The sequence below is a fragment of the Paenibacillus sp. fava2 genome (assembly GCF_058313675.1).
Window position 1 is genome coordinate 4308061 of the sequence record NZ_CM177755.1, and the last position, 23089, is coordinate 4331149.

Sequence of the window (23089 nt, forward strand, 5' to 3'; positions counted from 1 at the left end):
ATTCACCCTTTTTCGCGGAGAATAAATTGTATTAGGAAACCACGCCAAAAAGAGCTTTCGCCGCTTGCCAGATCCGGGATCCGGCAGATCAGAATCTTAAGCAAACGGTTGAAGCTCTTTTCACTGATGTTGTTATTCATTGCTGTTTATGCATTCGAAAAATAAATTAGCTTAATGTTCGGGTTGCAGCCGGAGTAAACGGAATAATCTCCTCCTTGCGTCCGCTCTGTACTTTGGCCGGCCACTCGGGGTCGCTGATCAGCGCTCTGCCTACAGCAACAAGATCAAATTCGCCTTTCTCCAGCCGCTCCAGCAGACGATCGAGGTTATCCTCCTCATGCTGGTCTGCTGCACCGCCTGTAAATTCACTATTCAGGCCTACAGAGCCTACGGTAATTACCGGTTTACCGGTAATCTGCTTCGTCCAGCCGGCCAGATTAAGCTCGGAGCCTTCGAACTCAGGCAACCAGAAGCGGCGGGTGGAGCAGTGGAAAATGTCTACGCCGGCATTGCTCAGCGGTGTCAGGAACCGGGCCAGCTCGTCCGGTGTACGGGCCAGCTTGGCTGTATAGTCGCCGCTCTTCCACTGCGAGAAGCGAAGCACGATCGGGAAATCCGGACCCACAGCACGGCGGCAGGCGTCAATAATTTCCACGGCAAAGGTTGTTCGGGCTTCCAGATCACCGCCGTACTCATCTGTGCGCTGATTGGTCTTCTCCCAGAAGAACTGGTCGATCAGATAACCATGTGCCCCGTGCAGTTCGATGCCGTCAAAGCCGATTCGCTTGGCATCCGCTGCCGCTTGCGCGAAGGCTGCAACAATGCCGTCGATCTGCTGCCTGGTCATCGGCTCAGTCACCGGCTCGCCGGAGAGACTCAGTCCGGACGGCCCGACCGGCAGCGCATCCGCATTCGGCAGATCGCCAATGGAACGGGCCATGCCGACATGCCAGAGCTGCGGAATAATTGTGCCTCCGGCTGCGTGGACTTCCCTGACTACATCCGCCCAGCCCTCAAGCGCGGCTTCGCCGTGGAAATTCGGGATGCCGGGATGACTGACAGCTGCCGGGTGGTTGATCGCCGTGCCTTCAGTAACAATCAGCCCGACACCGCCCTCCGCCCGTTTGCGGTAATAGGCAGCCACATCAGGACCGGGCACACCTTCCGGCGAAAAAGCACGGGTCATCGGAGCCATAACAATCCGGTTATCAAGGGACAGCGTCCCTGCCTGAAAAGGAGTAAACAATAGGTCTGTGTTCATATCGGTCCTCCATTACATAATATAATTACTTTAAGTAAGTATATTATGATGGCTGGCGGGATCAAAAGCAAATGGCGCGGCCAGAGCCGCATCAGGGACTCTTATTGATTAGCGGCTAAACTGCAGCCAGAGCAGCGTACCGGGCTGAGGCCGGCCGGCGGAGCTGGAATCAGAGGCATTTTTGCCTCTGATTTGGGCGTTTCGGCCGGCGGGGCTGGAATCAGAGGCATTTTTGCCTCTGATTTGGGCGTTTCGGCCGGCGGGGCTGGAATCAGAGGCATTTTTGCCTCTGATTTGGGCGTTTCGGCCGCCGGGGCTGGAATCAGAGGCATTTTTGCCTCTGATTTGGCCGTTTTGGCCGCCGGAGCTGGAATCAGAGGCATTTTTGCCTTTGATTTGGACGTCTCGGCCGCCGGGGCCGGAATCAAAGGCATTTTTGCCTTTGATTTGGACGTCTCGGCCGCCGGAGCTGGAATCAGAGGCATTTTTGCCTCTGATTTGGCCATTTCGGCCGCCGGAGCTGAAATCAAAGGCATTTTTGCCTCTCATTTGGCCATTTCGGCTACCCTGGCTGAAATCAGAGGCATTTTTGCCTCTGATTTGGGCGTTTCGGCCGGCGGGGCCGGAATCAGAGGCATTTTTACCTCTAATTTGGCCGTTTCGGCCGCCGGGGCCGGAATCAAAGGCATTTTTGCCTTTGATTTGGCCATTTCGGCTACCCTGGCTGGAATCAAAGGCATTTTTGCCTCTGATTTGGCCGTTTTGGCCCATCAAACCAAGCAGACAAAAAACCGGACACAGCAGAGACTCTGCCGATGTCCGGTTTTACTTCTAATAAAATAAATTCTACAAGTCCAGAACGCCTGCTTTTGGTATTACACGGAAAGCTGCAGCCAGATCAGCCAGCTGCTGGTCGGTGATCGTCTGTTTGATTTCTCTGCCGCCGATCAGGTTGTAGATGATGGCTGCTTTTTCAATTGTTTCTACAAGACCGAAGGTGGCGTCCATAGTCGCACCCGTCACGAAGATACCGTGCTGCGGCCAGATTACTACCCGGTAGTCCTTCATCTTGGCGGCTGTTGCCCGGCCGATGTCACTGCTGCCCGGAACCATCCAAGGGATAACGCCGATGCCGTCAGGGAATACAACCAGACATTCTGTGCACATTTCCCAGAGCGTCTTGGTGAATTTCAGCTCATCCAGATCATGGGTGAACGTCATAGCAATAACGTTAGTAGCATGAGTGTGCAGAACAATGCGGTGCGTTGGATCAACCTTCAGGCGTTCAATGTGGCTCATGAAGTGGGAAGCCAGCTCGCTTGTCGGTACAGCATTATTACGCAGACCCCACAGGACTTCAACGCTCTCGCCTGTAGCGGATACGCGCAGTACGCCAAGGTTAGCTTCCGGGTCTTTGATCACGTTGCGGAAATATTTGCCTGAACCTGTTACGATAAAGTATTTGCCTGCAAGCTCAGTTACAGGGAAAGTAAGCTGGATGGTGCGCAGCGGCTCGCGGATATTAATGTACTTGGCTACTTCTTCTTCGTCCAGCAGATAGCTGATGTTACCGCCGTTCAGCTCATCCCAGCCCAGGGACCACATGTGGTGGGTAATTTCGGACATTTCCTGGATAAAAGGGGCTTCAGTGCCGGCGATGTAGCCTTTCGTTTCAATAACGGACGTACTCATTTATAATCTCTCCTTTTAATGCAGATGTGTTGGTAATAGATATGACGACCATTCAAAAACTCAATTTATTATTGTTTGATAAATAGCCTTATCTAGCAGACAGGACTTCCTTCTCGTAAGTCTTCACTTCAGCCAGCCAGTTCTCACGGACCGGTGTGTTCTGGGAAGCGCAGTAGTAATCCCAGATTGCGCCGAACGGATAGGATTTAAATTCTTCTACCAATGCCAGGCGGGAAGTATAGTCGCCTTCAAGTTCGATCTTCTTCAATTCAGCAATCGGCTCAAGCATTGCGCGCAGCAGTGCTTTGATTGTATTGCGGGTACCAATTACCCATGCAGCAACGTGGTTGATGCTGCCGTCAAAGAAGTCCAGGCCGATGTTCGTGCGCGGCAGCAGATCTCCGCGGACCAGCTCACGGGCGATTTCCAGCAGCTCGTCATCCATAGTTACTACGTGGTCACTGTCCCAGCGTACCGGTCTGCTGACATGCAGCAGCAGCTGCTCGCTGAACATCAGGATGGAGGACAATTTGTTTGAAATAACTTCAGTCGGGTGGAAGTGTCCGGCGTCAAGGCAGATGGCTTTGCCGCGGGTCAGACCATAACCCATATAGAATTCATGCGATCCGACAACATAGCTTTCGGAGCCGATGCCGAACAGCTTACTCTCAACAGCATCGATGTTGTATTGCGGGTCAATCTCCTCACTGAACACTTCATCCAGAGCATCGCGCAGGCGTGCACGCGGAGCCAAGCGGTCAACCGGAGTATCCTTGTAGCCGTCCGGTACCCAGAAGTTAGTCACACAAGGCTGTCCCAGCTCGCGGCCGAAAGACTCGGCGATTTTGCGGGAAGCTTTGCAGTGCTTGATCCAGAAATTGCGGATCTCCTCGTCAGCATGGCTCAGTGTGAAGCCGTCTGCCGCTTTAGGATGGGAGAAGCAGGTCGGGTTGAAATCAAGGCCCAAGCCCTGTTCCTTAGCCCACTCTACCCAATTCGCAAAATGACGCGGCTCCAGTTCATCCAGATCCACCTTCTCATCTGTGTCAGCATAGATAGCGTGCAGATTGACTTTATGTTTACCCGGAATCAGCGACAATGCCTTCTCCAGATCCTTGCGGAGCTCATCCGGTGTACCCGCGCGTCCAGGGTAGCTGCCGGTTACAGCGATACCGCCGCTCAGCTCTTTGTCCTTGAACAGAAAGCCCTGTACATCGTCTCCCTGCCAGCAGTGAAGGGAAATCTTGATCTCTGCCAGCTTCTCCAATACTTCATCCACGTTGATGCCGTGGGCTGCGTACAATTTCTTTGCTTCGTTATAGCTGTTGATGATGCTCTGATCCATGTTGGGGTCCTCCTAAAAGTTTTGTGTGAGCATCTGCTCCATTGATTTTGCTTCGGACAAAACTGACTTCGAATGCATATGCTTAGTTTTGTAAGCATCTGCTCCATCTGTTCTACTTCGTGCCAAACTGTCTTCGAAAGCATACGCTTCGTTTTGTGAGCATCTGCTCCACCTGATCCACTTCGTGCCAAACTGTCTTCGGAAGCATCTGCTTAGTTTAGTAAGCTGCTGCTCCTTATTTCTTTATCTATTGGCTGCCGCCTGCAGATACTACATGCAGGGCTTCCCAGCGGGCCAGCAGGCCCTCAAGCTGCGGAAGCGGGCGCGGCAGGTAAGACTGTATCTTAAAGGACTTGCCGATGATCGTCCGGGCTTCACGGATATCCGCAACTTCTCCGGTGTGAATCAGCTGGATTGCGAGATTACCGAGCGCTGTCGATTCCGTAGGACCGGCCAAAACTTCCCGGCCGATAATATCGGCAGTAAGCTGGCACAGCAGCGTGTTGTTCGCACCGCCGCCGACAATCTGCAGCACCTCTACCGGTCTGCCGGTCAGCTGTTCCAGCTCGCCCAGATAACTGCGGTACGAGAGTGCCAGGCTGTCGAAGATGCAGCGGGCAAGCTCGCCCGGCGTTTGCGGGACAGGCTGACCGCTCTCTGCGCAGGCAAGGCGGATCTCTTCAATCATGTTGTCCGGATTCAGGAACCGCGGATCGTTGCACGGAATCAGGCTGCGGTAGCCCTCAGCTTCTGCGGCAAGCTCAGCCAGTTCAGCGAAGCTGTAACGCTCTCCGTCCAGTCTGCGTACCTCCTGGATCAGCCAAAGTCCCATAATATTCTTGAGGAAACGGTAGGTTCCAAAAGCGCCCCACTCATTTGTGTAATTCGCTTGCATTGCCGCCTCTGTATTGACCGGATGATCCAGCTCAACACCGAGCAGCGACCATGTTCCGCTGCTGATGTAAGCAGCAGACCGGTCATCCTGCACAGGCACACCCAGTACGGCTGAAGCCGTATCATGCGTAGCTGCGCAGATGAGTTCACAGTCCGGCAGGTCATACTGCTGCTTCAGCTCATCCTTGATGCTGCCAAGCACTTCGCCGGGCTCGGTAAGCGGGGCGAACTGCTCTCTTCTCAGCTTAAGCAGGGACAGCAGCTCAGCATCGTATTCTCGCTCTGCAAGATTCAGCAGCTGCGTGGTCGAGGCATTGGTTACTTCGTTGATCTTGCGGCCGGACAATCTGTAGTAGAGATAATCCGGGACGAGCAGAATCTGATCAGCTGCAGCCAGCTCTTTAGCGTCATGAGCATACAGCTGGTATAAAGTATTGAAAGTTAATTGCTGGATACCGGTTTTGGCGTATACCTTATCCGGAGTAATCAGTTTGGCTACTTCCTCCATTACCCCGTCAGTCCGGCGGTCACGGTAGGCGTATACCTCCTGCAGCCGGTTACCCTCAGCATCCAGCAGCACATAATCCACAGCCCAGGTATCGATCCCCAGCGTGCATTTGCTGATGCCGGCTGCCTTGGCCTTTTGCAGGCCGCGCAGAATTTCTTCAAATAAATAATCAATGTCCCAGAAGCAGGAGCCGTCACGTTCGGCGAACCCGTTGCTGAAACGGTGAATTTCCTCCAGCGAGAGACTTCCGTCTGCGATGGTGCCGAGCACAAGCCGCCCGCTGGAGGCGCCGATATCGACGGCGATATGATAGTTCATAGGGAATCTCCTTATCTTGAGATTAATTTAGAGAATTTTGCGGAACAGGGCGATAACTTCTTCTTTGGTCGGAATGAACGGGTTACCAGGCGCACAAGCGTCCTTCATTGCATTCTCGGCGAGCAGGTCAAGATCCACCTCGTCAACCCCAAGCTCAGACAGCTTGGCCGGAATGCCGACTTCCTTGGACAGCTCCTTGATCGACTCAATAACGAAGTCTGCACACTCTTTATCGGATTTGCCTTCCACCTGAAGGCCGATTGCCTTGGCAATTGCCCGGAATTTCTCAGGCACATATTTGGCATTCTCTTCTTCTACATAAGGCAGCAGCATCGCATTGCATACGCCGTGCGGCAGATCATATACACCGCCGAGCTGGTGCGCCATTGCATGCACATAGCCGAGCCCGGCATTGTTAAACGCCAGTCCGCCCAGGAAGATTGCATATACCATCTGTTCACGTGCTTCGATATCATGGCCGTTCTTCACAGTCTTAGCCAGATTGCCGAAGATCAGCTCAACCGCCGCCAAAGCCGTAGCATCCGTAACAGGATAAGCGCCCGGAGTTACCAAAGCTTCAATCGCATGGGTTAATGCATCCATACCGGTTGCTGCAGTCAGTGCAGCAGGTTTGTCGACCATCAGCTCAGGGTCATTTACAGAAATAGTAGCGATGCTGTTCTTATCCACCATTACCATCTTAACCTTGCGTTCTTCGTCCGTAATGACATAGTTGATGGTAACTTCGCTTGAAGTTCCGGCAGTAGTATTAACCGCAACAATCGGCAGCGACTTGTTCTTGGATTTGTGTACGCCCTCATACTCGGCGATATGTCCGCCGTTGGTAGCCACGATACCGATCGCTTTGGCCGTATCCTGCGGTGATCCGCCGCCGATCGAAATCAGATAATCACAATCATGCGATTTGAGGAAATCCACGCCGTCGTGGACATTTTTACAGGTCGGATTCGGCTTAACTTCATCATATACCACATACTCAATACCGGCTGCATCCAGTACGGACAGCAATTTGCCGGCGATTCCGCTCTTCATAAGGAACTTGTCGGTAACAACCAGAGCTTTCTTCAAATTCAGCTCTTGAATGTAAGGAGCGATTTCCTGCAGACAGCCTTTGCCCATAATGTTAATAGAAGGAACATAATAAACACGGGTACTCATTGATTGACCAGCCTCCTGATAATGTTGTGTTGCACAGTTGGTTATCTTCTTCTCTATAAAAGGTTATCCCGGCTGCGGCACCTCAGGCTGGTCTCTGTAGGATTCGCAGCGGACCTTGCTCAGGCGCTTAATCTTATGAAGCATGCGCTTTCAAAGAGAAAATGAACACTCTTATCGTAGCTCCAACATTCTGTGTTGTCAACAAATAAAATATTATTTATGTTGTTTTTATTTGTTTACTGTTTGCAAAACGCAGATTATAATGAATATTATAATAAATTTTGTGTGGTTTTCGTCTAATTTATTGCAAAACACAGATATTCAGGTCTATATTTATAGATATCTATTGGAATTCAGAGTATAGCTCCGGAAAGGTGATTACAAATGCTGGCTGCCGAAAGACGCAACAGAATCATAGATCTTGTCCATCAGGATAAAAGAGTACTGGTCTCCGACCTGAGCCGCATGTTTGAAGTAACGGAAGAAACGATCCGCAGGGATCTGGAGAAGCTGGAGAAGGACGGAATTGTCAGCCGGACTTACGGCGGGGCTATGCTTAACAGGCATACGAACGAGGACCTACCTTTTGTAACCCGCAATGCGCTCAATACGGATATCAAACGCAATATCGCGCTCAAGGCGCTTGATCTGATCAATGACGGGGATACCCTGATGGTAGACCCCAGCTCAACCTCGTTCGAATTCCTTAAACTGCTGGGCAACAAAAATAACTTGACGCTCATCACGAACTCGATCAATATTTTGCAGGAGTTCTCCAATTCCGGCATGAACATTATTTCTACCGGCGGTTCACTCCGCCACCGTTCCCTCTCGCTGGTTGGTCCGGTCGCCCATGATACGATTCAGCGCTACAATGTGGACACCGCCGTAATCAGCTGCAAGGGGATCGATATGGACCGGGGAATTACCGATTCCAACGAACCGGAATGCGAGCTCAAGAAGTACATGCTGCGTCAGGCGGAGAAGGTTGTGCTGCTGGCGGATCATACGAAATTTGACAAGACCGCTTTTACGAAGCTGGTAGAGCTGAACCGGATCGATGTGCTGATCACTGACCGTAAGCCGTCAGAAGCCTGGCTCAAGCGGCTGGCCAAGGAGAATATTGAGGTTCTCTGCTAGTGCGGATGATTGTGTTTCTTCTATATAATATGTGTACCCAAAAAAAGGACATCTCCCCTCTTCCCGGGAAATGTCCTTTTAAGTTATGCTGCTGCAGCCTGCACTAAGCTTTGGACAGCATAATATTCAGAATCGCCTCATCCGTAGCGGCAAGCCCTTCCTGGACGAGCCGTTCCATGTTGCGGATGGTATCCTCCACCTTTTCAAAAATGACCCCGTCATTGTCTGTCGGTGAAATGTTATTCATCGCCAGCGTCGCCGCCTGGATTGCGGCATTGGTGGCGGTGGAGATTTTGAGCGCACAGGTGGATTTGGCCCCGTCACAGATCATGCCGGACAAGGAAGCGATGGTATTCTGGATGCCATGCTTGATCTGATCCAGGCTGCCGCCCATCAGGTAGATGATCCCGCTGTTCGCCCCTACTCCTCCGGCAATTCCTGAGCCGCACAGCGGTGAGAGCCGGCCGATGTAATGCTTGACGTGAACAGTGACCAGATTACTTAGGGCAATCGCCCGGGCCAGCATGTCATCACTTTTACCCATAAGCTCGGCCAGCTTAATGACAGGCAGTGTAGCCGCAATCCCCTGGTTACCGCTGCCCGCCGTAGTCATGACCGGCATCGCACTGCCGTCCATCCGAGCATCGGAAGCCGCAGCTGTTGCTGCGATTACAGAATTGGCCACATCGTTGCCGAACAGATTAACTGTGGAGCGCTGGCTCATTTTTTTGCCGACCTGAAGACCGTAATCCCCCCGCAGGCCTTCATCCGAAATAGCCTTGTTCATTCTTGCCCCTTCCAGCAGAAATTCCAGATCAGCAAAAGCTGTAGTGCAGACAAACTCATAAATCCCTTCGAGAGAAACGGCGTAGTCTTCGGGACTTAGCTGCTCGTCCTCCCCGCAATCTCCCTTATCCTTCTGGATATTAATAGGGATACCATCCTTCTCCAGCAGAACGATATTAGTGTGCTCCTTCGCAACTACCGCTGTTGCCCGGTGATTCGCGCTCTGTACCCTTGCTTCTATATACAGCTTCTCCGGGGTGTCCTTGAGTTCCACCGCCAGCAGCTTCCGGTCTATAATCGCATTAGCCTGACTAAGCTCATCAGCCGTCAGCCCTGAAAGAATCTCCAGCTTTCTGTGGGAGCGGCGGATTACTGCACCAAGCGCAGCAGCAATCGGGAGTCCGGTCTGTCCGGTCCCGGGAATGCCCACACCCATCGCATTTTTGATAATATTGCCGCTGAGGAACAGCTGAATGCCTGTAATTTCCTCCTCAAGCAGCTCTGCCGCCAAAGAGACCGCATAGGCTACTGCAATCGGCTCCGTACAGCCTTCCGCCGGAACGATTTCCTTCTTCAATACTTCGAGTAAGTTAACCATATAGGATCCCCCCTTTTCTCTGTCTGAGCTTTCTCTATATACTACATCAGTCTGGAGGCTGAGGGAACCGTTTATTCAGAGGGCGGGTGCAATCTCATTGCCGAATCACCAAAAAGCGCCAAATCCCAAATCCCGTTCAGGACTTTGAGAATTGGCGCTTTTACAGCATACAGGCTGGTTCAACTGCTTAGTTTTTTTCCACCGCATGGCCGCCGAATTCATTACGCAGCGCAGCAACCACCTTGCCGGTAAAAGTGTCCGTCTCCAGCGACCGGTAGCGCATCAGCAGTGACATCGCAATGACCGGAGTGGCCGCCTGCAGGTCAAATGCTGTCTCCAGCGTCCATCTGCCTTCGCCGGAGGAATGCATGACGCCCTTGATATCATCGAGCTTGGCGTCCTTCGAGAATGCACGCTCTACCAGCTCCATCAGCCAGGAACGGATGACCGATCCGTTGTTCCACACGCGGGCTACCTGCTCGAAGTCGAAGTCATATCCGCTTTTTTCCAGCACCTCAAAGCCCTCACCGATAGCAGCCATCATGCCGTATTCAATCCCGTTATGGACCATCTTCAGGAAATGGCCGCTGCCCGATTTGCCGGCATACAGGTAGCCGTTCTCCACAGAGGTATCACGGAACAGCGGCTCAGCCACAGCCCACGCCTCCTCATCCCCGCCGATCATATAGCAAGCCCCGTTGCGTGCTCCTTCCATACCGCCCGAGGTTCCGGCATCCAGATAATAGATCCCCGACTGCGCCAGCTCATCGTGCCGGCGGATTGATTCCTTATAATGCGAGTTGCCTGCTTCAATAATAATGTCTCCCTTGGACAAGAGCGGAGTCAGCTCAGCAATTACGGAGTCGACAAACTGATGCGGCACCATAACCCAGGCAATCCGCGGTGCATCCAGTTTACTTACGAGCTCAGCCAGACTTGCGGCTCCAGCCGCCCCTTTGCCGCCAAGCTCGGCAACCGCATCAGCATTGACGTCATATGCCACAACCTCATGCCCGTGCTCCAGCAGGTTTTGGCCGAGATTGAAGCCCATTTTACCCAGTCCGATTAATCCGACTTTCATTAGATATCCCTCCGGTTATTTATCAGTTATTTATTAATTCAGTTGCGGTCAACTTACGCTCCTGCCCGGATCGCCTGCTCATCCGTTCTGCGGGATGCTTTAACGTCTTCCTCCGGCTCATCCAGCCACCAGTGGTCTTCGCCAAGCAGCTCATCCGCTGCATCCGGACCGTTAGAACCGGCTGCATACGTATGGAGCGGAAGCGCACCTTCCTCCACGGCCTCAAGAATCGGCTGCACCCACTGCCAGCTCAGCTCCACCTCTTCCCAGTGTGCGAAGAAAGTAGCGTCTCCGAGCAGCGCGTCATAGATCAGGTTCTCATAGGCTTCAGGCAGATCGGGATTAGCTGAATCATGCCGGATGCTTACCGGCTCAAGCGCCCCGTGCCGGCAGGGATTTTTGGTGTTCAGCTGCAGCGAAATCCCTTCACCAGGCCCGATTTCAATCACCAGCAGATTAGGATCAAGCGGAAGCTTGCCTCTGTTAACGTTATGAGAGTCATTAAACGGTTCCTTGAACTCAATAACAATTCTGGTTGATTTCTCCTTCAGCCGTTTGCCCGTGCGGATGTAAAATGCCACCTCACTCCACATCGGATCATCGATCCATAGCCGTGCAGCAATATATGTTTCATTCTGCGAACCTGCGTCGATGCCCGGTTCATTAAGGTAGGCCGGCACTGCTTTGCCTTTAATATGGCCGGTGCCGTATTGGCCGCGCACCACATGCTGTGTCACCTCTTCCTTCAGCAGCGGCCGCACGGAACGGATGACATGGCGTTTTTTGCTGCGGACATCCTCAGGACTGCTATCTTTAGGAAGCTGCATAGCCATCATCATCAGCAGCTGCAGCATATGGTTCTGGAACATGTCGCGCAGGGCACCTGATTTGTCATAATAGCCTGCCCGTTCTTCTACACCGACAGTCTCGGCAGCCGTAATCTGAACGTTAGCGATGTAGCGGTTCTGCCAGAGCGCCCGGAGCACAGGGTTAGAGTACTTGAGTACTTCCAGGTTCTGCACCATCGGCTTGCCGAGGAAATGGTCGATCCGGAAAATCTCCTCTTCCCGGAAAGCCGCCGTCAGGCTCTCATTCAGCTCCCGCGCGGATTGCAGATCACGGCCGAACGGCTTCTCGATAATCATGCGTTTCCAGCCTGTGGTATCACCCAGACCGCTGTCATGTATATTTGCGGCAATCGGACCGAAAAATTCAGGGCCGACCGACAAATAAAACATCCGGTTACCCGGAATGCCGAGCTCCGCTTCCCGCCGCTGTACATGGGCCAGCAGCTTCGTATAATCCTCCGGACGTCCAACATCCAGCACACTATATTCAAAAGACAGCAGGAAACGCTGCAGTTCCGCTGATTCTGCGACAGGACGGCGGGAAAAGGTACGCAGTGAATCCAGCACCTGCGCCTGGAACGTTTCGTTGCTGAGCTCTCTTCTGCCCAGACCAATCACGGAGAGAGGACCGGAAAGCTTGCCATCGGCAAACAAGTTATATAGAGCCGGATAGATTTTGCGTTTCGCCAGATCCCCGGTAGCGCCAAACAGCACAAAGGTAGATGATTCCACTTTCATTCCTCCCGTTATTATAAATTATTTATTAGGTTACTATTAATTACTCACAAACTTAACAAAACTCATCATACGCCTGCAAAAACCATTCGTCAACCTCATTTCGACATATACGAAAAGTACTTATTTTCACGAAGTTTTCGCTATGGTATAGTTAGTGGGGTATTAATAATAACTGCTAAGGACGGATGTGCGATGGATCGGGAAATCAGGCCGTTACTTGCCAAAGTGGAGCATGCTTATCATATCGTCGGGAAAAAATGGGTGAATTTCATCATTCATGTACTGATGGAAGGCCCCAAACGGTTCAGCGAACTGCACACCATCATTCCGGATCTGAGCAAACGTATATTAAACGAGCGGCTGAAGGAGCTGGAGGGCTGTGGCCTGCTTACCCGCACCGTGATTCCGGACCGGCCGGTCCGGACGGAATATTCGCTGACTGTCAAAGGACAGGAGCTCGGGGCAGCGCTCAGCCATGTCGAGAAGTGGGCGGTAAAATGGCTATAAGGTCCCTGCTGCACGGGATCAGCTTTACGTATAGACAAAAAAGGAGCAGGACATCGCGTCCCGCTCCTTCTCTTTTTTCTTCTAAATGATCCGGCCTTTAAAGACCAGCCGTTTGGTAATCAGCCAGCACCGCTTCCGGTGTAAGTACATTGTTGTAAATCTTCAACTCGTCGATCAACCCCTTGAATGGAACATCCCAATAGTTGACCCCAAGCGTGAATACCCCGTTTTTGTTCGTAAAAATGTCCGGAAATCCGCTGCCCGAGAACTTCTCCTCCCCGTTAATGTACAGCTTGACCGTCCCGTTATTAACCGTGAAGGTGACATGCGTCCAGGTTCCAGTAGGAATCACGTAGCCTGCAGTTGCCTCATAGACAGCGTTTGACCACAATATGGTGGCATCTGACGGCCCTTTTGGCACAAGACTAATCCAGCTGCTGTTCGAGCTTGCTCCAAAAAAGGCGGTCGTGTAAGTCGTTAGCTGATCCGGCTTCAGCCACATTGAGACTGAATACGAGTTGCTGTTAATCAGTCCGTCCGGCAGCCGGATACCGGAAGCCCCGTCAAATAACGCTGCCTGGCCCGTTACCCCGTCACCGTAAGTAATACTGCCTACAGTAGCGCTGCCGACCAGCGGCCCCGTTACTCTGCCTTCACCCGAGAGCTCAAGCGAATCCTTCAAATTGCCGTCAAAAGAGTACACCGCGACCCGGCCGTCCGTAACCTTCACTGATAAGCTTGCAGTTATATTGCTTCCGTCTGTGGAGGCGGCGGTAATGGTAGCATCGCCTGCATGCTTTGCCGTTACAACCCCGGATGCACTATCAACCTCAGCAATAGCAGGTGCGCTTGAGGTCCAGGCCAGAGCCCGGTTGCCGGCATTGGCCGGCAGGATGGAGACCGCTGGAGTAAAGGTATTGCCGACAGCGATGCTTGCAGCAGCATCCGCAAAAGCAATCGCGCTTACCTTCACATCGGCATCCGGTTCACCGTTCACCAGCCAGCCGACGGCTTCAGGCGTCAGCGCCTTTTCGTAGACGCGGAACTTGTCAATCAGCCCTTTGTACGGGATATCCCAATAGTTGACGCCGAGTGCGAATACACTGTCATCACTGCCAAACAGGTCGGTATAGTTCGTCCCTGTATATTTCAGCACTCCGTTCAGATACAGCTTAACCGTTCCCGCATCGTAGGTGAACGCAATATGCGACCATTTGCCGGCCTCGATCTGCAGGCCGGCATCGGCATCCAGCCAGGTTTCACTGCCGAACCATACCCGGGTCGTTGCCCCGCCGTTGCCGTAAGGCAGCAGACTCATCCAGTTATTGGTGTTTTTAGCTCCAAAAAAGGCCGAAGTGAAGGCTGTCAGCTCCTGGGGATTCAGCCACAGGCTGAACGTATAGGCGCTGCCGTTAATCAGACCGTCCGGCAGCCGGACACCGGAGCTTCCCGTAAGCTTTAGCGCCTGACCGTCCTGGCCGGCCGCATACTCCACTGCCCCATCTGCTGTGTTCAGCAGCTTGCCGGTTGCGCTGCCGTCAGCCTGCCGCCCGGCGCTCTCCGCGAGGCTGTCTTCAAAGTCATACGCTGCAACCAGTCCGTCTTCCAGCAGCGTGCCGCCAAGCTGAATGACAACTACAGTGAACGTCTTCGCGAACTCAGCATTACCAAGCTTAATGGCAGCTGTCAGCTGCACCTCGGCATTGCCGCTTCCCGCCTGCGGCCGGGTAACCTTGCCGTCCGCCGCGACAACGGCCGGACTGGAGGATGTCCAGGTTATGATAGCTCCGTGCACACCGGACACCGGCAGTGTCAGGTCTTTATAGACCTTGCTGGTATCGCCAAGCGTCAGGCCGCCGGCAATATTAGCAACCAGCTCATCATCGCTGAGCAGCTCGATGGCGCTGCCCCAGACCGAAACGCCCTGGCCGGACATTGCCGTAAAGACCATGACCTGTTCATTCCGGGTGGAATCCCATTGTTTCACGAATACACCTTTGTACAGGCGCTGTATTGTATTGCCGTTCTCTGTTTCGTCTATCAGCAAATGGGCATAATAATCACCTGTCAGTTCCCAGTTGCCGCTAACCGCTCCGCCCAAAGTGCCGTCTTCCAGCAGTTCGACATCGACGGTTGGCTTGATTTTGGCCGAGGTATCCTTGCCGTGGTTGACGAACTGGTAAGACCCGACAACGTCTGCCCGCTGAACCTTGGCAAGCGTCTCGCCGGAATAACGGTGCGGAGCCACAACCGGCCAGGCGTCCTCGTTCATGAACATCTGATGCACCCGCACCTCATGGGTTTCCCCGCGCATCGGGAATCTGGTATGGAAGAAATTGAACAGCTTGCCCTGCTCCTCGTCATAATAAACCGAATTATGCCCGGAGGAGACATAGCCGTACACCGGGAAATCTGCTTCGCCGTTCAGATTGCTGAACAGGAAATTGCCGATCAGCTTGTTGCCGATGTTTGAATGATCTCCGTCCGTCGTCAGCACAGCATTCTGCCCTGCTGCATCCTTGTAAGGACCGTCCGGATTCACGGAGCGGAACAGCCGCATATTGTAGCCGCCGTCAGCAGCCAGTCCGCCGTAGGTTACATACAGGTAGTAATAGCCGGTTGTCGGGTCATATACGATATAAGGACCTTCGCCGGATTTGTAATTGCCGCCGGAAATTTTGGTGCCGAAGTAACGGTCAATCAATCTTCCGTCTGCTGTAGTCCCGTCTTTGCCGGGATATACCGGCTGTCCGGTCGCCGGGTCAACCTCGAGCAGGAAAATGCCGCCTGACCAGGAGCCGTAGGTCATCCACAGCTTACCGTCTTTGTCGTAGAACAGAGTCGGGTCAATCGCATTGGTATACTGCTTGTTGTTATACGTGCCGTTTGCATTGAACCAGCCCGGATTCATGCCTTCCAGCGTTCCTTCGCCGATCAGCGTCTGAATGTTGGTATTGGTCCACTTTTTGTTGACCTTGCTGTTTGTATCGAACTGCTCATCCAGCGTAAAGCCGGAGTATATCACGGTGCCGCCGTAAACATAAGGGCCTTCAATCTTCTGTGAGACAGCAAAGCCGATTGCTGAACGGATATAGGTTGACGATGTGCTGTAATAGATCATATATGCGCCCTTGGTGCCGTCGCCGTTCACATAATCCGCATTCCAGAATACATCAGGCGCCCAGACTGCAAATCCGCCTTTGCTGTCGGAGTCGTTCTCCCCGGCCCAGGCGAAGGATTCCGTCAGATTGGCAGACAGATCGCCGTAAAGCGCATTGTCCGGTGTCTTATATCCGTTGGTGAACGTGCTCCAGTTCAGCAGATCCTGCGATTTGGCCGCTTCTATATGCGAACCAAAAACATAATACGTCCCGCCGTCCTTCACCACTGAAGGGTCATGCACGGATACGTTGCTGAACACCGGAGCAGTCGGAGCCGGGGAGGCTTCCGGTGTAGGTGCCGGTGTAGCCGGCGGAGTCACTGCCGGCGTTGGCGATGCCGCCTGGCTTGGCGTAGCGGTGGGTGATACAGTACTTCCGCCGTTACTTACCGGTGCAGCTGTAGCTGTTGCCGTTGCCGCTGGAGTTTCCAGCTTGATTAAACCGCTGAATTTCGGATCATAGCTAACCTTGCCGGTACCCTGGACCGTAATCTGACTGTTCAGACCAAGAATCAGATTCCTGATTTCGCTTCCGGCCTCCGCACGAAGCGCCGCCATGCGGTTAAGCGTCATTTCCGCGATGGTTCCTCTTGCCAGCACAAGCTCCGGCTCCCCTGCAGCATTGACTACAACAGAATCAAAGCTGCCGCTAAGCTGAATGCGCGAACCCGCAGGCAGGGTGGTCTCAAGCTTGACCCGGCTGAAGCCCTCTCCGCCAAGTGCTGTATCTTCTTCCAGTCTGACACCAGACTCAGCTGTTACATCCGGTATGCTACTACTGCCCTTCAGAACAATCCGCAGCTTGCCGTCCGGCTTGTCTGCGATCAGCGAGGCTGCTGAGGTATTGTTCAGCACGACACTGTTTTCACCGCCGCCGCTGACGATAATCTTGCCGGTAACCTTCACGTTGTCCAGCAGAATATCTCCGCCGGCAATCCCTTCTGTGAGATACAGGTTGCCTGTAATTTCAGTGTCCTTAAGCGTCACACCGGCGGTGCTGATCACTAGATTCTTTGCCTGTAACTGCGTGTAGCTGCCGCTTTGCAGAATAATCTCACCTGACAGCTTACCGATCATCCGGACAGCTTCTGCCCGTGTTACCGGACGTCCTCCTTTAAAGCTGCCGTCCTCGTAGCCGTTAAGGAATCCATCGCCTAGCAAGCTAAGGACAGCTTCTCTACTCCACTCCGGCAGCGTTGCAGCATCCTGCGGTCCTGCCCCAGCTGCCGCAGCATCAAGCCGGTACAGCCGGTACAGCATAACTGCCGCTTCCTGGCGGCTGACCGTCTGCTGCGGACGGAAGGTTCCATCGCTGTAACCCGACACATATCCTGCAGATACCGCTTTCATAACTTCGCTGTAGTAAGCCTTGCCCTGCTCCACATCACTGAAGCTGTTTGCAGCAGCCATAGTCTGCAGATTAAACACCCGGTTTACCAGGGTGACCCATTCCGCCCTGGTAATATGCTGATCCGGCTTAAATACGCCGTTTCCGTACCCCGACAACAGCCCTTTGTCAGCCCATGTCTGCAAATCTCCGGCTGCCCAGTGCCCCATATAATCCGGTGCTGCAGCCGCCTGCTGTCCCGCAGAATTGCCGTCCATTGCTGTTCCCGAAGCCCCCAATGCCGGTGAAGGAACAAGCAGCAGCAGTGCAAGAATTGAAGATGTCAGCCTGCCAGTCCATTTATTCAAAAGAAAATCCCTCCGTTTCTAAAATTGGCCTCAACGGTTCCCTTACATTCCCTATCTGGTACAGAAGCAGCATTTAAGGTACCGGAAAGCACCTCCTTATTAGCCAGTATAAATAAAACGCTTACAAGAGAAATTTAATAAAAAAGTTTCTTTTCGGCCTTCGTTTGTTTCACACATAATTAAACTAAAACCTTCAAGAAACTCTGTAACCGCTTTTATTCTATAGCGATAATCCCATATTAGTCAATTAAAATTTTTAATTAGTATGAATCTTTTTATATTTTTATTTATTAATTACAAAACCAAAAAAAGAGCAGCTGCCCTTCGCGTAATCCGGAAAGGTGCTGCTCTTTTTAGTATTCTTCTACCGCCTGATCATCACCTAGAACGTATAGCTCCTTACTGTCCTTCCTGCTCCATTATCACTTGCTCAATCCCCAGTACAATCAGCTTCAGGCCAAACTCAAATGCCCGGTCGGTTCCCATCAGCTCGAACAGTCCGGTCGTAAACATTCTCCGGAACAGCCCCGCATCCTGCTCACTCATCGTGTCCAGAAGACCAAGCATCTCTTCTCCCGGAAGTCCTTCCTGCTCTTTAATAATAATGGAGACATTGCGCTCATGCTGATAGCTGTCCAGCACGAAAAAGAAAACATAGTTCATAACCGTGGTAGCCACCTGAAATTTTTGCTCCGGTTCAAGCGGTGTATCTTCCACGCAGAGCAGCATCCGGTTGGTGAACCGGATCACATCCGGCTCGTGGGGGAGTGTCATCATCATTAGCTGCGTTGAGCAGGGATACCGGCTAAGTACGCTGCGTACCGTTACTGCAAGTCCGGTCAGCTGCGCTTTCCAATCCCCCTCAGCCTGGAATTCCTCCAGAATGATTTTGGATATTTGATTAGCCAGGCGCTGGTAGAGCTTCTGTTTGCTCTTGAAGTACCAGTAAAGAGAGGGAGCCTGAATCCCCACCCTGTCCGCAAGCCTCCTCATGCTGAATTTCTCGATGCCCTCTTCGCCAAGAAGCTCCCATGAAGCTTCCAAAATCCGCTCCTCCGAAATCTGAGGCTGCTGCTTTTTCATCATAATCCGCCCTTTTATCTAACAGTGTAAGTTTATGCTTTACAAGCTCCTAAGCCCATGATATCATCTAACACTGTAAGGTTCAATCTAACACCGTTAGATAAACAATGAATAAACCAGAAAGAAGTGATTTTCATGGATGCTGAAAACCTCCATTATTTCGAGAAAGCCCCTGTTGCCAAAGCCGTAGCCCACTTCGCCGTCCCCATGATGCTGGGCATGTCAATGAGTGTCATCTACTCCATCCTGAATGCCTATTTCATCGGAACACTCCACAACACTGCGATGTTAACCGCACTTGCACTGACCTTGCCGTTATTCGCAATTATTATGGCACTGGGTAACTTTATCGGCATGGGCAGCGGTACCTTTATCTCCCGTTTGCTCGGTGAGAAAAAATATAATGAGGTAAAGCATGTGTCCTCATTCGCTTTTTACAGCAGCCTGGCACTCGGTCTTGTCGTCATTGCTGTTGGCCTCCCGTTCATCGATTCCATTGTCCGTAGCCTTGGAGCAACGCCTGAGTCCTTCGGCTTTACTAAGGATTATGTCACGGTTATGCTGATCGGTTCACCCTTCCTTGTATTATGCTTCACGCTGGAGAATATTGTACGCTCTGAAGGTTCAGCTGTTAAATCAATGATCGGCATGATTCTCAGCGTTGCTGTGAATATAATCCTCGATGCGCTGGTTATCTTTGTTTTCCACTGGGATGTGATCGGCGTTGCGTCAGCCACAGTTGTCTCCAACCTCGTTGCGAGTGTCTATTACGCCTTCCATATGGGGTATAAAAGCCAATTTTTAACGGTTTCCGTACGGTGGTTCAAAGCCAGCAAAGAAATGGTCGGCAATGTTATTAAAATCGGAGTTCCCGTCTTCATTATGAGTATCTTCATGGGGGCAATGTCGCTGATCTTCAATCATTATCTTGTGGAATATGGCGATTCCGCCGTAGCCGCTTACGGAATTTCATCCCGTTTACTGCAGTTTCCCGAGTTCATTATTATGGGCTTATGTGAAGGAGTCGTACCGCTGATCGCTTTCTCCTTTACAGCCAACAGATTGCGGATGAAGCAAAGCATCGGATTCACGGTCAAAACAATTGTAGCGTTGGCTGTCGCTTTCGGTCTTATCGTCTATCTGATTTCCGACCATTTAATCGGCTTGTTTACGAATGACCCGCAGTTAATTGAAATGGGCAGCTATATTCTGCATGTGACCTTTTTATCCCTGTTCATTTCAGGAACGACGGCGTTGTTTACGGGGATCTTCCAGGCAACAGCGCAAGGGACCGCCGCATTTATTATGTCAATTATTCAAGGCGCTACGCTGATCCCTGTGCTCTACATCGCCAACCGGATGAATGGTTTTCACGGGGTGGTCTGGTCACTGGTCATTGCGGATGCTGCTGCGTTCCTCGTCGGTGCCGGCATGCTGTATATTCTGCGGAACAAATTACAGCCGGATCTGGAGAGCCTGGCGCAGTGAAGGATTGTTTTCAGGTAAAAAAAGCCCGTTCTCAGCCTACCGATTGGCGAAAACGGGCTTCATATTTGGCTCATTTCGAAATTATTGTTGCTAATGAACACCCCCGCCATCAATTGGGTTGTTCATTTCTCCGTCAACGGCTTACTTCTGGAGCATTTGTAAAAGAATATCTTTGTGTTCCTTTGAAAGTTGCATTAAGGTGAAGCTTTTGTCTTTAATAAGGGAATTAATCATACTTGCTTCTTGTCTAGCGAGGTTATATAGAGATTTGTCAATTGTGCCGTTAAGCAATGCTTCATCGAGTTCATCCGAATCCTTCTGGATTACTTCTCCTGATGGCATTACGATAATATCTAAGAACAAATCGTCCATCCAAGGTACGTTATCCTCGCTCACACCATTCATATAACAGATATCAATATACCACTGCACAATTTGTCCTTTTTCGTCAAACATTGTAGTCACTGAATGATGCTTATCACAAGGAAATTGTTGAAGCCATAAATATCCGTCATTTACAATGCAAATATTTGGGTCAGCGTATTTAACGTACAAAGGCTCTTTCACTTTTGCAATCTTCAGAAGTGATATGTAACCTTTAAAATTATCCGTTTCAAGATATGACTGGGCATACTCTCTTTCCAGTACACGTTTCCAATCTGAACGGTCCCCATATTTCCTCTTCAAGTATGCATCTCCCTTTGGCAACTCACCGAAATGTTCATATAGCTTTAACCAATCCATTGTGGCTCCCCCAGATGCAAACCGATGTTCCTAACCTTTATAACAGAACGGAGACTTAGCAACAATTTTTACGAAAAGAGCCTACTATTTTTAAACTGTAAGATCCAGCTTCTTGGTAAGCAGTATCTCGAGCGGCTGCGAATCAAGGATTAAACAGCCCGCATCTTTATATCCTAATTTTCTGTAAAAATGCTGGGCTCCTTCGTCAGCCTGGGTCGAGGTCATCACCATGTTAAAACCCTTTTGCTTCATCTGCTCCTCCCAGAACTGAACAACCTTCGCTCCTGCCCCCTTCCCCCGAAAAGGTTCATCTAGCCAAATCAGGTTCATGAACGGGATATTGTCCCAGAAGTAGCCATAGCGCATCCATCCGAACTTACTTCCATCCTCGTCCTGCAGGATATAGATTTCATTTGCCTTTATTTTCGCCGGTATAAGGTTCTCAGGAATATGCCGGTCACGGCTGCTTATGTATTCATAGTCAGAATCGTTTGCGAAAGCGATGTGCATGATGGTTCCTCCAGATAAAAGATTGGTACAATTATACCTCTTTTCTATAATTCGGAGTCTATAAATAACAGATATAATTAATCTATACTGCCGTTATCACAGCAAAAAAACAGCCCATCATCCAGACAGGCTGCCTTAATCTTCAGGTTCAATCCATTATGTCCTCTTGGTAACCCTTCTCTTCCATGCTATATCAACGCCATTACAGTCCCCCCCAGCGCACCTGTCAACACTACGATCCAAGGCGGCAGCTTCCAATAAACTAACATACTGAATAATACCGCTGCAAAAGCAAAGTCTGCAGGCGCCAGGATGGAGCTGGTCCAAATCGGCTGATAAAAGGCTGAGATTAATATACCTACTACTGCAGCGTTTACGCCCATTAAAGCCCCTTTTGCTTTTGGATTGCGGCGCAGGCCATCCCAGAAAGGAAGGGTTCCCAGAATCAATAAAAAAGCAGGCAGGAAAATAGCTGCTGTCGCGAGCAGGCCTCCTGCCCACCCGTTCATTACAGCACCCAGATAGGAGGCAAACGTAAACAACGGCCCCGGAACAGCCTGTGCCGCCCCGTATCCTGCGAGAAAGGCCTCTTTACTCACCCAGCCTGAGGCTACGAATTCCCGTTCAAGCAGCGGCAAAACAACATGCCCCCCGCCAAACACAAGCGCACCGGAACGGTAAAAGCTGTCAAACATTGCAATCCAGCGAACGGAGGTCATTTCTCTCAGCACCGGAAGAAGCAGCAGCAATCCAAAAAACAAAGCCAGACATACCGTTGCCAAGCTGCGCTTAACCGGAAAGCTGATTCTGCTGTCAGCCTCTGCTTCGTGCCGGCTATAGATCACGAAACCCAGTATTGCTGATAAAAGAATCATTCCGACCTGCGAAAAGGCTGTCTGCCATAATAATGTAGTTACCATTGCCAATAAGGCGATGGCTTTTCTTTTTAAATCGGGAGTCAGCTTCTGGGCCATGCCGGTAACCGCGTGTGCTACAACGGCGACAGCCACCAATTTCAAGCCATGAATCCAGCCTGCGTTACTTACATCCAACCCCTGAAGGATCAATGCAAATAGGATTAAGGCCACTACAGAAGGTAATGTAAAACCAAGGAATGAGACAATCCCGCCCGGTATACCGGCCCGCATAATCCCCATGCCAATCCCAACCTGACTACTGGCCGGTCCGGGTAAAAATTGGCACAGCGCCACCAGGTCAGCGTAATTTTTTTCGTCCATCCATTTTCTTTTGCGGATATATTCATCATGAAAATAACCGAGATGAGCTATGGGACCGCCAAATGAAGTGAAGCCCAATCTGCCTGATACCATTAAAATTTCGAGCAGCGTCTTGAATAATCCCTGCTCCCGCTGTACCCGCTTATCCACTTCAATCCCCCCTGTATGATATCAAATGCCTAGATTGAATGTTACCTTCATACCGCCGTTCCCACAACGAATTGACTGAAAAATGACATTCCGCTAACATTGCTCTTACACTTGCAGCAAAAAAGA

Annotated in this window: 18 protein-coding genes; 4 read left to right on the forward strand and 14 right to left on the reverse strand. The window is 51.3% G+C overall.

What is annotated here, in order from left to right; genetic code table 11:
* Positions 1-2 precede the first annotated feature (2 nt).
* Together AC4G46_RS18690 and AC4G46_RS18695 are read right to left on the reverse strand one after the other, a co-directional pair.
* On the reverse strand, positions 3-140 hold the full coding sequence (locus tag AC4G46_RS18690; protein WP_491124045.1) for a hypothetical protein: 138 nt from the start codon (positions 138-140) through the stop codon (positions 3-5).
* A 26-nt stretch (positions 141-166) separates the two neighbouring features.
* The gene (locus AC4G46_RS18695; RefSeq protein ID WP_491124046.1) at positions 167-1261 is read right to left on the reverse strand and encodes an NADH:flavin oxidoreductase; all 1095 of its coding nucleotides are present in this window, start codon (positions 1259-1261) and stop codon (positions 167-169) included.
* A gap of 192 nt (positions 1262-1453) precedes the next feature.
* Here AC4G46_RS18695 and AC4G46_RS18700 point away from each other — a divergent pair, with 192 nt between their 5' ends.
* Positions 1454-2104, forward strand: a complete 651-nt coding sequence (locus AC4G46_RS18700) for a hypothetical protein (protein ID WP_491124047.1) — start codon at positions 1454-1456, stop codon at positions 2102-2104.
* Positions 2105-2107: 3 nt separating this feature from the next.
* Here the strand turns inward: AC4G46_RS18700 and rhaD are convergent, their stop codons facing one another.
* The 4 genes from rhaD to AC4G46_RS18720 all read right to left on the reverse strand — a co-directional run bounded on the left by rhaD (position 2108) and on the right by AC4G46_RS18720 (position 7197).
* A complete protein-coding gene (gene rhaD, locus AC4G46_RS18705) occupies positions 2108-2953 on the reverse strand; it encodes a rhamnulose-1-phosphate aldolase (RefSeq protein ID WP_491124048.1) in 846 nt (281 codons plus the stop codon).
* Positions 2954-3041: 88 nt separating this feature from the next.
* Positions 3042-4298, reverse strand: coding sequence for an L-rhamnose isomerase (gene rhaA / locus AC4G46_RS18710; protein WP_491124049.1), 1257 nt, complete (start codon positions 4296-4298; stop codon positions 3042-3044).
* 247 nt (positions 4299-4545) lie between these two features.
* Positions 4546-6018: a rhamnulokinase gene (rhaB, locus tag AC4G46_RS18715; protein WP_491124050.1), complete on the reverse strand. Its 1473-nt coding sequence runs from the start codon at positions 6016-6018 to the stop codon at positions 4546-4548.
* Positions 6019-6045: 27 nt separating this feature from the next.
* Positions 6046-7197, reverse strand: a complete 1152-nt coding sequence (locus AC4G46_RS18720; protein ID WP_491124051.1) for an iron-containing alcohol dehydrogenase — start codon at positions 7195-7197, stop codon at positions 6046-6048.
* A gap of 384 nt (positions 7198-7581) precedes the next feature.
* On the opposite strand from AC4G46_RS18720, the gene AC4G46_RS18725 reads away from it, so the two are divergent.
* Entirely contained in the window at positions 7582-8337 is a 756-nt protein-coding gene (locus AC4G46_RS18725; protein ID WP_068720942.1) for a DeoR/GlpR family DNA-binding transcription regulator, read from the forward strand.
* 103 nt (positions 8338-8440) lie between these two features.
* Here the strand turns inward: AC4G46_RS18725 and AC4G46_RS18730 are convergent, their stop codons facing one another.
* The 3 genes from AC4G46_RS18730 to zwf form a co-directional block, all read right to left on the reverse strand.
* Positions 8441-9721 (reverse strand): L-cysteine desulfidase family protein, encoded by a 1281-nt coding sequence (locus AC4G46_RS18730; RefSeq protein ID WP_491124052.1) that lies wholly within the window; start codon positions 9719-9721, stop codon positions 8441-8443.
* A gap of 187 nt (positions 9722-9908) precedes the next feature.
* Positions 9909-10802, reverse strand: coding sequence for a phosphogluconate dehydrogenase (NAD(+)-dependent, decarboxylating) (gene gnd, locus AC4G46_RS18735; RefSeq protein ID WP_491124053.1), 894 nt, complete (start codon positions 10800-10802; stop codon positions 9909-9911).
* A 53-nt stretch (positions 10803-10855) separates the two neighbouring features.
* The gene (zwf, locus tag AC4G46_RS18740; protein ID WP_491124054.1) at positions 10856-12382 is read right to left on the reverse strand and encodes a glucose-6-phosphate dehydrogenase; all 1527 of its coding nucleotides are present in this window, start codon (positions 12380-12382) and stop codon (positions 10856-10858) included.
* Positions 12383-12580: 198 nt separating this feature from the next.
* Between zwf and AC4G46_RS18745 the strand changes: the two genes are divergently transcribed.
* A complete protein-coding gene (locus AC4G46_RS18745) occupies positions 12581-12895 on the forward strand; it encodes a winged helix-turn-helix transcriptional regulator (RefSeq protein WP_491124055.1) in 315 nt (104 codons plus the stop codon).
* A 97-nt stretch (positions 12896-12992) separates the two neighbouring features.
* On the opposite strand, the gene AC4G46_RS18750 is transcribed toward AC4G46_RS18745, so the two are convergent.
* Positions 12993-17750: a LamG-like jellyroll fold domain-containing protein gene (locus AC4G46_RS18750; protein WP_491124056.1), complete on the reverse strand. Its 4758-nt coding sequence runs from the start codon at positions 17748-17750 to the stop codon at positions 12993-12995.
* 399 nt (positions 17751-18149) lie between these two features.
* Positions 18150-18833: a TetR/AcrR family transcriptional regulator gene (locus tag AC4G46_RS18755; protein ID WP_491128926.1), complete on the reverse strand. Its 684-nt coding sequence runs from the start codon at positions 18831-18833 to the stop codon at positions 18150-18152.
* A 135-nt stretch (positions 18834-18968) separates the two neighbouring features.
* Here AC4G46_RS18755 and AC4G46_RS18760 point away from each other — a divergent pair, with 135 nt between their 5' ends.
* Positions 18969-20321, forward strand: a complete 1353-nt coding sequence (locus AC4G46_RS18760) for an MATE family efflux transporter (RefSeq protein ID WP_491124057.1) — start codon at positions 18969-18971, stop codon at positions 20319-20321.
* 141 nt (positions 20322-20462) lie between these two features.
* Here AC4G46_RS18760 and AC4G46_RS18765 read toward each other — a convergent pair whose 3' ends face one another.
* From AC4G46_RS18765 to chrA, 3 genes are all read right to left on the reverse strand, one after another.
* Positions 20463-21065: a ribonuclease FAU-1 family protein gene (locus AC4G46_RS18765; RefSeq protein WP_491124058.1), complete on the reverse strand. Its 603-nt coding sequence runs from the start codon at positions 21063-21065 to the stop codon at positions 20463-20465.
* A 90-nt stretch (positions 21066-21155) separates the two neighbouring features.
* Entirely contained in the window at positions 21156-21575 is a 420-nt protein-coding gene (locus tag AC4G46_RS18770; protein ID WP_491124059.1) for a GNAT family N-acetyltransferase, read from the reverse strand.
* Between the two features lie 188 nt (positions 21576-21763).
* Positions 21764-22906: a chromate efflux transporter gene (gene chrA / locus AC4G46_RS18775; protein WP_491128927.1), complete on the reverse strand. Its 1143-nt coding sequence runs from the start codon at positions 22904-22906 to the stop codon at positions 21764-21766.
* Between the last annotated feature and the right edge of the window lie 183 nt (positions 22907-23089).

What these genes read in the sequence shown, in the direction of transcription:
- AC4G46_RS18745 (WP_491124055.1), top strand. Translation starts at nt 12,581, where the DNA reads ATGGATCGGGAAATCAGGCCGTTACTTGCCAAAGTGGAGCATGCTTAT.
- AC4G46_RS18720 (WP_491124051.1), bottom strand. Translation starts at nt 7,197, where the DNA reads ATGAGTACCCGTGTTTATTATGTTCCTTCTATTAACATTATGGGCAAA.
- chrA (WP_491128927.1), bottom strand. Translation starts at nt 22,906, where the DNA reads ATGGTATCAGGCAGATTGGGCTTCACTTCATTTGGCGGTCCCATAGCT.
- rhaA (WP_491124049.1), bottom strand. Translation starts at nt 4,298, where the DNA reads ATGGATCAGAGCATCATCAACAGCTATAACGAAGCAAAGAAATTGTAC.
- AC4G46_RS18755 (WP_491128926.1), bottom strand. Translation starts at nt 18,833, where the DNA reads ATGAAAAAGCAGCAGCCTCAGATTTCGGAGGAGCGGATTTTGGAAGCT.
- AC4G46_RS18770 (WP_491124059.1), bottom strand. Translation starts at nt 21,575, where the DNA reads ATGCACATCGCTTTCGCAAACGATTCTGACTATGAATACATAAGCAGC.
- AC4G46_RS18695 (WP_491124046.1), bottom strand. Translation starts at nt 1,261, where the DNA reads ATGAACACAGACCTATTGTTTACTCCTTTTCAGGCAGGGACGCTGTCC.
- AC4G46_RS18765 (WP_491124058.1), bottom strand. Translation starts at nt 21,065, where the DNA reads ATGGATTGGTTAAAGCTATATGAACATTTCGGTGAGTTGCCAAAGGGA.
- gnd (WP_491124053.1), bottom strand. Translation starts at nt 10,802, where the DNA reads ATGAAAGTCGGATTAATCGGACTGGGTAAAATGGGCTTCAATCTCGGC.
- AC4G46_RS18730 (WP_491124052.1), bottom strand. Translation starts at nt 9,721, where the DNA reads ATGGTTAACTTACTCGAAGTATTGAAGAAGGAAATCGTTCCGGCGGAA.
- rhaD (WP_491124048.1), bottom strand. Translation starts at nt 2,953, where the DNA reads ATGAGTACGTCCGTTATTGAAACGAAAGGCTACATCGCCGGCACTGAA.
- AC4G46_RS18760 (WP_491124057.1), top strand. Translation starts at nt 18,969, where the DNA reads ATGGATGCTGAAAACCTCCATTATTTCGAGAAAGCCCCTGTTGCCAAA.
- AC4G46_RS18725 (WP_068720942.1), top strand. Translation starts at nt 7,582, where the DNA reads ATGCTGGCTGCCGAAAGACGCAACAGAATCATAGATCTTGTCCATCAG.
- AC4G46_RS18690 (WP_491124045.1), bottom strand. Translation starts at nt 140, where the DNA reads ATGAATAACAACATCAGTGAAAAGAGCTTCAACCGTTTGCTTAAGATT.
- rhaB (WP_491124050.1), bottom strand. Translation starts at nt 6,018, where the DNA reads ATGAACTATCATATCGCCGTCGATATCGGCGCCTCCAGCGGGCGGCTT.